Origin of the sequence: Arthrobacter sp. NPDC080031 (assembly GCF_040702485.1) — a bacterium.
GTDB lineage: Bacteria > Actinomycetota > Actinomycetes > Actinomycetales > Micrococcaceae > Arthrobacter.
In genome coordinates, this window is the sequence record NZ_JBFBLA010000003.1 from 76,631 (window position 1) to 90,200 (window position 13,570).

Sequence of the window (13,570 nt, forward strand, 5' to 3'; positions counted from 1 at the left end):
GAAATTATTTCTCGCTGGCGCTTACTTCTCCGGCGCTCCGGCCTCCGTGAGGGCCTCGGGGTCGGTATCTGCGCTCTCTTCCGCAGCGGCCTTGTTCTTGGGAGACAATCCGCGACGACGGCGGGTAGGCCAGGTGAAGATGAGGGTCAGCAGGGCCGTGATGAAGACCAAGGCGCCGATCGCGATTCCGGAGTCCATCCAGTACTGACCCGGGAACAAGCGGATCAACGTGTCGTCGAGCGCAAATGTCCAGGTGCCGTTGGCGAAGAAGATGTGGTGGAAGTCCGTGAAGAACTGCTGCCAGCCGAGTGCAGCAAGCGTGCCCAGTCCCAGGATGAGCACCAAGGTGACGATCGAACCGGCAAACAATCCCCGGCGGATTCCGCCCGTGCTTCGCTTGCGCAGATAGATCATGGCGATGATGCCGATGATGATCATGAGGGCGCCGGCACCGAATGCGGAGAGCATCACGGTCTTGACGTCGGCCATGTGGGAGACTTCGCCCTCCTTGAACAGCTTCTCGCCGTTCTGGTTGACAAGTTCGCCCAGGTAGCGCGGCCCGGACCAGTTGCTGAGGTAGTCCAGTGCATAGGAACCATAGGTCATCCGGTCATCGGCGTTGAAGCCATAGCCGTCGCCGGGGAATCCCGGCCGGTAGTACTCCACCCACAGGAACAGCGGACTCGCCACCGCGCGGATTGCCAGCACCAGGAGAACTACCGGGTAGAAGACGGCAAGGAGGACCTGGAAGATGCGCGGCGCCAGCGGCTTGGCCTTTGCAGCCTGCTCCCGCTCGTGGTTGCGGCGTTCCACCTCGGCCTCCGGTGGGCGGACCTGAAGGGCCGACGTGGGCAGAGGCTCTGCGAAGAGGGCCGGTTCCGGCCCGGCCTGCGCAGCCTCGGCGGCTTTGCGGTCTGCCCGGCTCTCCGGCTGTTGTCCTGCGACGGGCCGTTCGACGGGCGGCCGTTCGGCGGGAGGCCGTACAGCTTCGCCTGCAGCTGCCCCCGGCGCGGGACCGGCTCCCGGTTTGCCCTCTTCGGTCACCGGCTTCGTCGAAGATTCCCGGGCTCCGTCGGCGGCCCTTGCCGGGCGTGCGTCAGCGGCCGCGGACTTGGGGGCGGGCTTCATCCATTCGAAGGCCGGCTCATCGCCGTCGTCGTGGATATCCGCGTCCGGGTCTTGGGGGATCGGGCTCTTCTCGGTCACTTCGATTTCACTTCCGTAGGATTCACATGCCGGAGCAGGAACGGTCTGCTGGCAATCTTCTCTGCCTTCGAGCCTACCGTCAGCCTTCGCGCAGAGGCGGTGAGCCACCCCGGCGAACGTCGGATTGCGGCCGGACCCGGGCTCCGTCAGGCGGCTAACTCCCGGTAGCCGGCATCGTTTGCGTCCAGGTCGCCCGTGGCGCCGGCACGGAATGCCCGCCCGCCCAGCACCAAGGCATAGACCCAGTATGCCGCGAGAACGAGCGAACCGATAAGGATCTTGGCCCACACGGGAAGCGGACTGGGCGTCACAAAGGCCTCGACGAGTCCGGAAACGAACAGGACCAAAACGAGGCCCAGGGCCACCGTGATCAGGGAACGGCCCTCTTCAGCCACTGCCTGCATCCTGCGCCGCGGGCCCGGGGAAACCATGGCCCAGAAAATGCGGAGACCGCCCGCTGAGGCGATAAACACGGCCGTCATCTCCATGAGGCCGTGCGGAAGGATGTAGCTGAAAAACACGTCCATCTTGCCGGTGGCTGCAAACACGCCCGCGGCGACTCCCACGCCCTGCGCATTCGAGAACAGCATGTAGGGCACCCAGAACCCAGTGATGCCCAAGGCCACCGCCTGTGCCCCGATCCAGGCATTGTTGGTCCAGACGGCGCCGGCGAAGGACGCAGCAGGGTTCTCGGAGTAGTAGTCAACGAAGTCATGGTCGACGTATTGCTTCACGGCGTTGCTGCTCCCGAGGGCCCTCAAGGCGTCCGGGGACGTCCCGATCCAGAGCGTGTAGGCGGCAGCCACAAGGCAGAAGAAAACCCCGCAACAGACCGTGAGCCACCGCAAGCGGTAGAACGCTGCTGGCAGGGAAGCCACGAAAAACCGGGCGAGGTCTTCCATGAAATTCGACCGCGCCCCGGTGAAGCGGGTACGGGCCTGGGCGAGCGCCGCCGACAAAGATGCGGAGAGTGCGCTCTCCGGGGCCACGGACCGGATGAGGGAAAGATGTGAGGAGACCACTTGGTACAAACGCAGAAGCTCGTCGGCTTCACCGCCGTCGAGGCGTCGTTTGTGCGCGAGTTCGTGCAAGCGGGACCATTTTGTCCCGTTCACGACGGAGAAGGCATCCATGTCCACGGCTCTACCCTAATCCCAACCCTCCCCAAACAGTCCCACAAACCAAGCAAACCCCTCCCCCGCCTCCGTGGCCGCGGTTAGACTCGATCCAGCGGGAGCCGTCCGGTCCTGCAGACATCGTGGCAATGCTTGGGGGCGGGCTTGAGTTCGATCATTACCGGCGAGGCCGTAGTCCTTGAACTGCGGCCGGCGTCGTTCGGGGCGAGGGCCCTGGGGCTCATGCTCGACGTCGTGGTTCACGTTGTGTTGTTGTTGGGTCTGTTGTTCCTGCTCAGCATGGCTGCGCCGGATGTGGACGCGGCCGCGGGCCACGCGATGGCCTTGTCCAGCGTGGTCCTGTGCCTCGTGGTGGTCCCCGTGGCGGTGGAAACGCTGAGCCGCGGCCGTTCGCTGGGCAAGCTGGCTACCGGGCTCAGGATCGTGCGTGACGACGGCGGATCCATCCGCTTCCGGCACGCGGTGATCCGCGGGTTGATCGGCTTCCTGGAGATCTACGCTACCTTCGGCGGATTGGCCATCGCCGTGGCGCTTTTCAACGACAAATCGAAGAGGCTCGGAGACGTCGTGGCCGGAACCTATTCGCTCAGGCAGCGCGTTCCCGCTGAACCGAAAATCCTCCCCTATGCCCCTCCGTACCTTCAGGCTTGGGTGGGACTCGCGGATATCGGCAGGGTTCCGGACGGCACGGCGCGGCGGGCATCACAGTTCATCCAGCAGGCCTCGCGGATGGCGCCGGAATCACGCGCCCGCCTGGCCGCGGCCCTCGCAAGCGAACTGGCAGCTTACGTCGCCCCACCGCCGCCGCCCGGAACGACGCCGGAAGGCTACCTGCACGCCGTGTTGGGCGAGCGGCGGACCCGGGACCTGGAACGGTTGCGCCGCGCAGAACAACGCAGCGCCATTGTCGGGGATCGACTCAATAGGCTGCCGTTCGTGCGGTAGCCGGTCAATTGGCGTATTGGGCCCAGGGGATGTTCCAGTCGCCAAAGCCGTCGTCGAAATTAGCATAATCGCCCTGGGTATTGACCACCTGGACGACGTCTCCCGTGGTCATGTTGTCGAAGACCCATTTCGCGCCGTCAGGTCCGAGTCCGATGCAGCCGTGGGAGAGGTTCGTGACCCCGACGTACGGCAAGGCGGCGTCGGTGGCCTGGTGGATGAACTCGCCGCTGGGTGTCAGGCGCGTGGCGTAGTTGACGTCAAGCTGTCCGTAGTAGGCCGGATCCCCCGGCTTGAGGCCGATGGTGGAGGCGTCCATGTGCTCCACCCGGTACTTTTCCATAAGCACCAAGTACCCGCGCGCGGAAGGGAACCTGGTGTCGCCCATGGTGTCCGGCCACTGGCCCACTTGCTGGTCGTTGACACTGACCGTGAACGTGTGGGCAACCGCGTCGGCAATGGCCACCTTCTTATCGCCGATCTTGAAGGTGTTCGTCTTGTTGAAGTTGCCGATCTGCCCGTTGCCGAAGTCCACCCCGAACAGTTTGAGGTCCACCGTGACGGTGCTGTTCGCTGCCCAGAAGTTCTCCGGACGGTAGCGCACCATGGTGTCGCTGAACCAATGGAAGGCGCCGACCTGCCCTGACGTGGAGGTGACCTTGATGGCCTTCTCGACGGCGGCCTTGTTGACCACGGGTTCACTGAACGTGAGCTGGAGCGGCTGCGCCACGCCTACCTTCGCCCCGTCCAGGGGGTACATGGCGGCGTCGGCCTCGTTCTGCGTGGAAACCGTCGTGAAGGATCCGGTCTTCGACGTTGCGCGGCCGGCAGCATCCGCAACGGTGTAATTGAACGTGTAGGAGGTGTTGAATTCCAGGGGCGTGGATGCGGTCCAGCTCAGTCCATCCGGGGTCAACGCACCGTCAACGGCCTTTCCCCGGGAACTCGTCAGGGAGACCCTGTCCAGGGTTCCGTCCTTGACGCTGATCGTGACGGGCGCAGCCGGGTTCACTTGCTTGGCACCGCTCGCAGGCGAGGCGAGCACCGTGGCAGGCTTCACGACGGGCAGCACTGCCGCCGCCTCGCTGCGTTCACCTGATGAGCCCTCGGACTCGATTGCCGCACTGGCCGCGCGCGGGGCCACTGCGGCAAACGTGCCACTGAGCGCGGCAATGAGGCAGACAACCACGATCCAGGCGACCTTGCGGAACCTGCTTCGCTTCGGCTGCGCGGTGTCCAAGTGCGCGGTGTCAAAATGCTCAGTGTCAAAATGCCCAGTGTCCAAGTGCCGGGCACTGCCGCTGTCCTGCTCGGTGTCGAAGAGCCGCGCAGCGTCCACATGCTCGAAAGTGTCCGCTTGCTCGCCGTCCGGATTAAGACCCATTCCTGTTTTCTCCAAAACTCACGCCCCCCAAAAACCTCACGCCCCACATCCGCATCCTAAAGGGCGCGGCTTGACATAGGCTGGGAGCGCGCCTCCCCGCGTGCTCCCAGCCGGTGTCCTCAGTACCGGTAGTGTTCCGGCTTGTACGGCCCTGCAACGTCAAGGTCCAGGTATTCCGCCTGTTCCTTGCTGAGCTCGGTCAATTCCACGCCCAAAGCATCCAGGTGCAGGCGGGCGACCTTCTCGTCGAGGATCTTGGGCAGCACGTAGACCTGGTTCGAGTATTCGCGCGTGGCCCCCGGGCCAGAGCCAGTCTGGTCCTTCTTGGTCCACAACTCGATCTGGGCGATCGTCTGGTTTGCGAAGGAGTTGCTCATGACGAACGAGGGGTGGCCGGTGGCGTTGCCCAGGTTCAGGAGGCGGCCTTCGGAAAGCACGATGATGGATCGCTCTTCGCGTCCGTCGGCTGCGGCGAACACCCACTCGTGCACCTGCGGCTTGATTTCCACCTTCCGGACGCCGGGGACCTTTGCCAGTCCGGCCATGTCGATCTCGTTGTCGAAGTGGCCGATGTTGCCCACGATCGCCTTGTTCTTCATGCGGAGCATGTCGGAGGCCATGATGACGTCCTTGTTGCCGGTAGTCGTGATGAAGATGTCGCCCTGTTCCAACACCGAATCCAGCTTGGCCACCTGGTAGCCGTCCATGGCTGCCTGGAGCGCGCAGATGGGGTCGATCTCCGTCACGATCACGCGCGAACCCTGGCCGCGGAGCGCCTCGGCGGCGCCCTTTCCGACGTCGCCATAGCCGCAGACGACGGCGACCTTGCCGCCCATGAGGACATCCGTGGCGCGGTTGAGGCCGTCCGGCAGGGAATGGCGGATGCCGTACTTGTTGTCGAATTTGCTCTTGGTCACCGAGTCGTTGACGTTGATGGCCGGGAAGAGGAGCTTGCCCTGTTCGGCGAGCTGGTAGAGGCGGTGCACGCCCGTGGTGGTTTCCTCGCTCACGCCGCGGATGCCGGCCGCGATGCGGGTCCACTTCTTCGGGTCGGCGGCAAGGCTCTTCCGCAGCACGTCAAGGACGAGTGCATACTCTTCCGGATCGCTTTCCGTGGCGGCCGGCACCGCACCCGCAGCTTCGAACTCAACGCCCTTGTGGACCAGCAACGTGGCGTCGCCGCCGTCGTCGAGGATCATGTTGGGGCCCAGCTCCGGGTTGGCGTCCGCGCCCGGCCAGCTGAGGATCTGCTCCGCGGTCCACCAGTATTCCTCGAGGGTCTCGCCCTTCCAGGCGAACACGGGAACACCCTGGGGATCCTCGACGGTTCCCTTGCCGACCACGACGGCGGCAGCGGCCTCGTCCTGCGTGGAGAAGATGTTGCACGAAGCCCAGCGGACCTCGGCGCCGAGGGCCGTCAGCGTCTCGATGAGCACCGCGGTCTGCACGGTCATGTGCAGGGATCCTGCAATGCGTGCGCCCTTGAGCGGCTGGCTCGGACCGAATTCGGCGCGCAGCGACATGAGGCCCGGCATTTCGTGCTCGGCCAGGCGGATCTGGTGGCGTCCGGCTTCAGCCAGGGAGATGTCTGCAACCTTGTAGTCGAAAGTCATGGAAGTCCTTTGGAAGTACCGAATGGTCAAGTCAGGGGGCTCAGGCGTCGCGGGGGCCGTCATGCTGGTCTGAGGCCGCACCGTTGGCGGCGGCGAGCAGCTCCGGGGGCAGCAGCAAGGGGATTCCGTCCTGGATGGCATAGCGGAGCTTCTCACCCGAGGCGTCCGCCGTCGTTGAGACAAGTTCCTCGCCGTCCTGCTCCAGCGGGGACCCGGTGACAGGGCACCTCAGGATGGACAACAAATCAGGACTGACCTTTGGCATGGTTGAAGCTCCCTGGATGGCATCTAGCGGACGCCCATTTGGACAGATATGGCAGCTTCCAGAGTACAACCCGGGGGCGCAGCGCACGGTGTCACGAAGCTTGTCACACAGGGAGCGGCGACATATAGGGCCACAAGACGCGCGGTTCCTGGTGCCCTGGGGTTCAGGAAGGATCGCGCAGGATGCGCAGGTGCCGCCTGGTTCCCTCTGCAGGGACCGGTCCGTCGAACGGGGCCCGGACTGTGCGCTGTTCCGGCGCGGCCGGCGCGGATGCGGCTTCGCGCACGGCGTTCGCCAGGGCAAGGAGATCGTCCGGCCCGGGCTGGGGCGGGGAGGACGGCATCGCGAGCCGCATGACTTCCCACCCCCTCGGCACAGTCAGCGATTCGGCATGCTGCGCGCACAGATCGTAGGAATGCGGCTCGGCATAGGTGGCCAACGGACCCAGCACCGCCGTGGACTCGGCGTAGACGTACGTCAAAGTAGCCACCGCGGATTGGCGGCAGGCTGATCTGGAACACTGACGAATTGCACCCACAACATCCCAGATTAGCCGCACTTCCCCGCGGCGCGGCGCATTGCCGCTTTGCGCGCATTATGTCGCGTTGGTGGAACCACAGGTCTAAAGTCGATATATGCAGTCACAGCACCACGTTCCGGGCTTCACAGTCCATCTGTCCGACACCGGGGACAGCCAGGAAACCACGACGGCGGGCACGCCCGCACGCGGTTTCAGGGAGCGCCGACGGAACCGCCACGGGCGGGGGCTGCGCGGGGAAATCATCCTTCCAAACCTTCCCGGCTACCGGACGCGGGCCGAAAGGTTCGATGATCTCGTGCTCGATTCCGCCGAACGGCTGCAGGACATGTGGGGCAAACGGCTCGACGGCGTCGCGTTCGCCGTCGACGAGATCCCGCCGAACCTTGAGCAACTGGTGGCCGAGGGAGCCGCGGCACCGCTGGGTTCTTACACCCCGGCAGCCCACGGCGCAGGACCCGTCATCACCATCTATCGGCGCGTCGTCGAGCACACGACCGGCGGCCGCGAGGACCTCCAGGACCTGGTCCACGACGTGGTCGTCGAGTATACCGCCGAGATGCTCGGAGTGCCGCCGGAGACCCTGGACCCCGTTTACCGCCGTCGGTATCAGTAACCCAGCGTAACCTGTACTTTTTCGTGGCCCGCAGCGCCATCCTGGATGGCCACGACCGAAACGCCGGCCTGCTCGCCTTGGCCAAGCACCAGCGCGCCGTAGGCCGCGTCACCTGCCGCCGAGACGATGTAGCCCGAGACCGCGGCGCCGTCGGACTTGTCCGGAACGCCGATCACCGCGGTGGTTCCCCCCGCGATATCGACCGTTTGCGCCTTGTGTACCTTGCCGTCCGAGGTGACCGGCGTGTAGCTGACCGTGGCCCGGCCCGTCGGCACGCCGAAGCTCAGGAAGCGGGTTCCGCCCTGGGGAACCGCGATCACGTGCTGGCTGCCCAAACGGACCGCGGCCGGAGACCAGGCGAAATCAACGGGATCCTCGGCCTTGAGCCCCCGCGTCACGCGGGAGGACGCTGCGAAGGAAATATCCGAAGTGGCGCTGACGGTATACATGCCGGCCGGAACGCCCGTGAGCGGCACTTCTGTAACCGAACCCGCTTTGGCGGTCACCGCTCCCCCGCCGGGCAAAGCTCGCTGGCCGTTCGGTCCGAACAAACGCACGTCCACGACGGCGTCCACAGGACCGGGGACGGTGATCTGCAGGGCCGGTACGACGTCGGCAAATCCGGGCTTGTCCGCGAGTGACTTCACAGCGGCCGGATCCTGGACGTCCACCCCGGTCATGACCTGGGTGTCGGCTGCTCCGGCACCGGGCGTAATGAGCTCGACACCACCGGCGGTGAGGCCCCGGAGAACGCTCTGCTGGATGGTTGCCGACACCGGGCCGCCGTTGCTGCGCAGATGCACCGAGAGCTGGCCCTCGTTCGGGGCCAGTCCGGCCAAGTTGATGGACCGGGTAGCGCCCGGCGAGACCAGCAAGCCGCGGCTGTCCGGGGCTTGGATCGGTCCACGGGGACCGAACAGCTCGAGATTGACGGTAGCCGGCGTGCCCGAGGCGTTGCTGATGTTCAAAACCGCCGTTCGCCCCAGGGCGGTGTTTGCACCCAGGAGCCACGCATCGTTGACCGGCTGCTGGCAGGGTGCCGCAGCCATTCCGCGGAGGTCGCCGTCGCCCGCGGTGTAGCTCATCAAACCCGCCACCGCGGCCTTCTGGCCGCTGACGGGATCGGCGCCCACCACGGTGACGTCGCCCGTGGGCCTCTGGGCAACGACGCCGGCGTTCAGCACCGGAGGCCCCGACGACGGGGGCTGGGCGGCGGCTGGGGGCTTGGCAATCTCCGCGATCCCTGAGCCTCCCAGCGAGGAGAGGTTGCTCCCGGGAACGGACCCGGAGGCGTCACTGAGCACCATCGCATCCACGAAGCTCTTCGCCGAACGCGAAACAGGGCTGAACTGGCTGTCGGTGCCTGCGGCGGTTCCCTCGGGGAGCCGGGGAGGTGCCGGACACACTGCCGTTGTCCCGCCCGCCGGGACATCCGCGAGGGACATGTCCAGCGTTTTGCTTCCCGACGGGGCCGCCAGGATGGATGCCGCCGATACCATCCCGGCCCCGGCAGCAAGGAGCAAAGTCGCCGAAAGCGCTCCCAACACGACGGCCTTGTTCTTGTTCCCGGCTTTGCGCTGGCTGCGCTTCCCCGACCCTGCTCTGGCCTCGGGTGCCGGGCCTTGGTTGTCAGACACTGCTGTACTCCTTACGGAGGGAGTTTTGTTCCTTCAGGAGGCTGGCCTGCGGCCTGCGGGCAGGCATGGGGATGGCCAGCAGGACGGTCAATCCAATCACTACGGCCTGAAGAATGCTGAGCCAGGGCTCCCAAACGGTGGTGTAGCGGATCTCGATCTGGCCGCCTGTAGACGGCAAGGTGAATGCTTGGGCCCATCCGGACGTCGTCGGGCTCAGTTGGCGGCCGTCCAGCCAAGCGCTCCAACCGGCGTCTGCCCGCTCAGCGAGCACTAGCCGGCGTCCGTCCCCGCCTGCCGGGATGTTGCCGGCGGCAGAGGTTCCGAAGGAGGGCAGGAGTGCAACAACGGCACCCTTGGCATCCACCACCCTGACGCGGTGCGCGGTCTCGGCGTCGGCTGCGGCGGCCTGGTTGAGCGGCGTGACCCGCCACAGCCACCCCGAATCGGTTTTGCCCACAGCCACCAGGCCGGGAACGGAATCGATCCGGTTGGCCGTCAGCTGCGCAGCGGTGTCGGCTGACTTCAGGACCACGAATCCGGCACCGAGCTGCTCAAGGCCGGGCCGGGGGTCTACGCCTGTTCCCGCGACAATCGTCGCAACGGCCTTACGGATGGATGCGGTAGCGTCGTCGTCGGCTACGAGGCGTTCCTGTCCGGGTGATCCCACGATGAAGCGACCCGCAGCAATAGTCGAGAGCGAGTCCAATGTGGTGCCGGCTCCGCGCATGAGGGATGACGTGTAGCCACCGTTCTCACCGGCAGTGATGACCAGCGTACGGGTCTGTGCCGGGCCTTGGCCGTGGTCGACGGCGGTGGCCGGCAAGGTGCCCTGCCCTGAGGGCTGGACCAGGCGCGGCGTGCCAAGTGCCCCGCTGGCCGAAGCCGAGGTGTCTGCGCTGCCCAGCACGTTCTGGGTTGCCCACAGGCCCATGCTGGCCAGGGGGCCGGCAATGAGGAGAAGCGTTGCTGCAGCGGAGACGATTCGCACTGCCGCGCGCCGGACCGGGCGGCCGTGCTCTGCCGTGGTTTTCAGCTGGAGGAGGTTGTCGGCGCCGATCAGCGCCGCTCCCAGGAACGCGAACCCGGCGGCGGAAACTGCCGGCCCCGTGAAAGGGGCGACGAGCAGGTTGCCGTCGACGCCGGTTGCCACGTGTCCGGCGAGCCATGCCCAGGCGAGGTGCAAAAAGGCCCCGGCCCAGAGGAAACGCGTGACGCGCGATCGTCGTCCGGGCACGAAGAGCGCGGCAATTGACAGGAGCAGGACCGGGGCACCGAGCAGCAGGGCAAGCGCCAGCGCCCACGGAATACCCGACGGGCCGAATAGTCCCAAGCCGGCCAAACCGCCGTTGACGTCGAATTTCAAGGGTTGGCCAAGCAATTGCTGCCATAACGGTGCGGCTTCGAACCCCAGCGGGAGGCCGGGATCGGCCAGCAGGCTGCGGGGCCGTTCAAGGACCGAGAGGACGTACGGTGCAAAGAGCGCGGCGCTCGGAAGGAGTGACCACCAAATGGTCCGCCCGCGCCGCCCCAAGGCGATGCCGCAAAAGACAATGAGGACTGCAAAGGGAGGCAGCAGGGAGGGTGCAGAGGCCGTCACCACGGCCAGCGCCAGGCCGGCCGCGGCGGCCGCCGTCCACGACGGAGTGCCGTTGACGCCCGGCTTGCCCGTCAGCGGCTTGGCTGCGGCGTAGCCGGATGCCTGGGGCCGAAGGTGATGCTGTTGCTGCTCCGACGTAGTGCCCGGCCCCAGGGCCGATCCGGTGGCCCGGAGGAGGGCCAGCACCAGCAGGGGCATCGCGACGTGGGCTACGAGGGCGCCGGCCCTTCCTTGGTTCAGTGCGATTTGGAGGGCCGGAGCCCCGGCCCAGATCAGTGCCGCAATGAAACGGTAGCGGCGCAGGGTGGTCATCGCGCCCGCGGCAAACCAGGCGCCCAGGCCTGCCAGGGGCATCGCGAGCAACAACAGCCACACGATGGCCGTGCTGGAGTTGCCTCCCCCGAGCAAGGACACAAGCCACAGGATGTAGGCGAAGGGATCGCCATGTCCGGGGAGGCCTGCACCCAAGCCAATCCACCAAGTGGACGCGGACCGCCAGATGTCGCCCGCGGCGGACAACGGCAAGAGGCCTCCGCCCGTGACCGCGCCTGCCCCCAGGAGCCCCAACAGCCCCACGATGGAAGCTGCCAGCGCAACAAACGCGGCGGCCACAGCGCCCGTTCCGATCCAACCCCGTTCGTTCGTTGCGAGGGCTGCGAAATCGTCACCGGCGTCGCCGCTCGGTTCCGGAGCGAGGGAATCCGTCTCCTGGAATTCGTCTGCGCCAATCGCCTCGACGAGGGAGCGGCGGTGGGCCCAGACCTCACGCCGCGGAGTCTGCAGGCCCTTGACCATTGACCGTGGCACGCGTCGCGTCCGGGCCGCGTTCCGCCGGGAACGCCAAATCGCACCGGGGCGGCCGAGCGCAGCAACGGTCGCGCCAAGCTGGGTAATGCCGTGACCGGGTTCTTTGACCAGGATGCTCAAGACGAGCCTGACGATGCTCCCGAGCAACGCGCCGAGCGCGTGCAGCGGAACCTTCCACGGCGAAGCGTGGGTGAGCCTCAAATGGACTTGGCTCTTGCGTTCAGCCGCGGGTGTCGCGAGGCTGTGGGGACGGTGCTCAACATGGAACATGCGAGCCGCCGGAACAACCACTACCCTGTTGCCCGCAAGCCAGTTGCGCCAGCAGAAATCAACGTCGTCTCCGACGCCCGGAAGCGCGGGGTCGAAGCCGCCCAGCTGCTCCCAGGCGTCGCGGCGGATCAGCATGCCTGCGGAATTCACCGCGAAAGTGTCCGTACGCCCGTCGTACTGGCCCTGGTCGAGTTCGTCGGCTTCAATGAGCGTCAGCCGTTCGGCCCAGCGGCTCGTGGACAGGCCGGCGTCGATGAGCCTGCGTTCGGCATCCCAGGCCAACTGCTTGCAGCCGGCCACGGTGACCGAAGGAGCGCGCTCGACTGCCTGAAGCAGCTCGGCGAGTGCGTCCGGGGCGGGAGCGGCGTCGTCGTGCAACAACCAGATCCATTCCACCGTCCCCTGCTCCTGCGAAGGAGCGGAACGGGCCAGGCCGGCCATGACGGCCGCACCGAAACCTACTTTGTGTTCGCCAGTGCTGGTGACATTGGCCTTGCCGAGAGCCCGCTCCAGCAACGCGGCGGACTTGTCGCGGGAGCCCGTATCAATGCCAATGGCGGCATCTGCCGGACGCGTCTGGTCCAGCAGAGCCGCCAGGGTTCTGGGGAGATAGTTACCGCCGTCATGCGAGACGACGACGGCGGTAACGTGTACTGCCTTGAGAATCAGACCGCTCGCTTCCTCAGCCTGCGGCGTTCACGCTCGGAGAGCCCGCCCCAGATACCAAAACGTTCATCGTTGGCGAGTGCGTATTCAAGGCACTGCGAACGGACATTGCACGCACCGCAAACCTTTTTGGCATCCCGGGTGGAGCCGCCCTTCTCGGGGAAGAACGCCTCCGGGTCCGTCTGGGCGCACAAAGCGTCAGTCTGCCAGCCAAGTTCGCCTTCGTCGTCGAAGTCCCCCTGGCCCGGAAGTCCGATCCACACCGGCTGGGCCGGGTTGTCGAGCGGACGGCGCAGCTCCATGGGAGGATCGTCGAGATCGTCCTCCGGATCAGCCGGAGTGCCTCCTACGAGAGCCTCGTGCGCAGCAAGAAAGGCTGTGGCCTCGTCTTCCAGCGACTCCCTGGTGGTCTCTATATAGCGGTCCGCCGCCTGCGGATCTGCCGGGTCAACATACCAATCCCCCGGAACTTCGCGCGACCGGTACTTCACCGACGCATATTCCGCGACGACTGCATCTTCCTGGATACGCAACGCTTGCCCCATGGCGTCCCTCCTGATGTGTGCAGCTGCTGCCGTGCTCATTCGGTACTCGGTTGTGTACCCGATACTCCCGCAGCGGCGTTCGATATCTAATTACACGCGTGTAACTACCGTGCAGTCAAGCCGCGCCGGGATAATAATCAACTTTCCGCACTAACTACCGCCACGCCACGCCCGCGGTTTTTCCGCCCCGTCCGCGCGCCCCAGCGCAAAAACGGAAGCTTCACCTCACTTGAGATGTATTTTCATTGAATTTCAGGGAAATTACTTGACCCCACGAGCGCCGCACTGCCACCACCCCTTGCCACTGTGTGTTGCAATTCACACGGCCCGGCGCCGGCCGGGCGCCCC

11 protein-coding genes are annotated in these 13,570 nt (G+C 65.8%); 2 read left to right on the forward strand and 9 right to left on the reverse strand.

Features of this window, described 5'->3' with window-relative positions; genetic code table 11:
* Positions 1-21: 21 nt before the first annotated feature.
* A complete protein-coding gene (locus AB0323_RS03400; protein WP_366176118.1) occupies positions 22-1,206 on the reverse strand; it encodes a TIGR01906 family membrane protein in 1,185 nt (394 codons plus the stop codon).
* A gap of 146 nt (positions 1,207-1,352) precedes the next feature.
* Positions 1,353-2,345, reverse strand: coding sequence for a stage II sporulation protein M (locus AB0323_RS03405; protein ID WP_366176119.1), 993 nt, complete (start codon positions 2,343-2,345; stop codon positions 1,353-1,355).
* A 141-nt stretch (positions 2,346-2,486) separates the two neighbouring features.
* Between AB0323_RS03405 and AB0323_RS03410 the strand changes: the two genes are divergently transcribed.
* Positions 2,487-3,287 (forward strand): RDD family protein, encoded by an 801-nt coding sequence (locus AB0323_RS03410; RefSeq protein ID WP_366176120.1) that lies wholly within the window; start codon positions 2,487-2,489, stop codon positions 3,285-3,287.
* A 4-nt stretch (positions 3,288-3,291) separates the two neighbouring features.
* On the opposite strand, the gene AB0323_RS03415 is transcribed toward AB0323_RS03410, so the two are convergent.
* The 4 genes from AB0323_RS03415 to AB0323_RS03430 form a co-directional block, all read right to left on the reverse strand.
* Positions 3,292-4,668 carry an Ig-like domain-containing protein gene (locus tag AB0323_RS03415; RefSeq protein WP_366176121.1) on the reverse strand — a complete coding sequence of 459 codons (1,377 nt, stop codon included), beginning with the start codon at positions 4,666-4,668 and terminating at the stop codon, positions 3,292-3,294.
* A gap of 119 nt (positions 4,669-4,787) precedes the next feature.
* Positions 4,788-6,281 (reverse strand): adenosylhomocysteinase, encoded by a 1,494-nt coding sequence (gene ahcY / locus AB0323_RS03420; RefSeq protein WP_366176122.1) that lies wholly within the window; start codon positions 6,279-6,281, stop codon positions 4,788-4,790.
* Between the two features lie 40 nt (positions 6,282-6,321).
* A complete protein-coding gene (locus AB0323_RS03425; protein ID WP_364532470.1) occupies positions 6,322-6,546 on the reverse strand; it encodes a Trm112 family protein in 225 nt (74 codons plus the stop codon).
* A 163-nt stretch (positions 6,547-6,709) separates the two neighbouring features.
* On the reverse strand, positions 6,710-7,084 hold the full coding sequence (locus AB0323_RS03430) for a DUF3499 domain-containing protein (protein WP_364532473.1): 375 nt from the start codon (positions 7,082-7,084) through the stop codon (positions 6,710-6,712).
* 97 nt (positions 7,085-7,181) lie between these two features.
* Between AB0323_RS03430 and AB0323_RS03435 the strand changes: the two genes are divergently transcribed.
* A complete protein-coding gene (locus tag AB0323_RS03435) occupies positions 7,182-7,700 on the forward strand; it encodes a metallopeptidase family protein (RefSeq protein ID WP_366176123.1) in 519 nt (172 codons plus the stop codon).
* On the opposite strand, the gene AB0323_RS03440 is transcribed toward AB0323_RS03435, so the two are convergent.
* Genes AB0323_RS03440 through AB0323_RS03450 form a run of 3 tightly spaced genes read right to left on the reverse strand, consistent with a single transcriptional unit; the run spans position 7,694 to position 13,222 of the window.
* Positions 7,694-9,337 carry a DUF5719 family protein gene (locus tag AB0323_RS03440; protein ID WP_366176124.1) on the reverse strand — a complete coding sequence of 548 codons (1,644 nt, stop codon included), beginning with the start codon at positions 9,335-9,337 and terminating at the stop codon, positions 7,694-7,696. The two genes, AB0323_RS03435 and AB0323_RS03440, sit on opposite strands and share 7 nt — an antisense overlap.
* Entirely contained in the window at positions 9,330-12,677 is a 3,348-nt protein-coding gene (locus AB0323_RS03445) for a glycosyltransferase family 2 protein (protein ID WP_366176248.1), read from the reverse strand. The genes AB0323_RS03440 and AB0323_RS03445 overlap by 8 nt, the downstream gene beginning before the upstream one ends.
* Positions 12,677-13,222 carry a WhiB family transcriptional regulator gene (locus AB0323_RS03450; protein WP_366176249.1) on the reverse strand — a complete coding sequence of 182 codons (546 nt, stop codon included), beginning with the start codon at positions 13,220-13,222 and terminating at the stop codon, positions 12,677-12,679. The genes AB0323_RS03445 and AB0323_RS03450 overlap by 1 nt, the downstream gene beginning before the upstream one ends.
* Positions 13,223-13,570 lie beyond the last annotated feature (348 nt).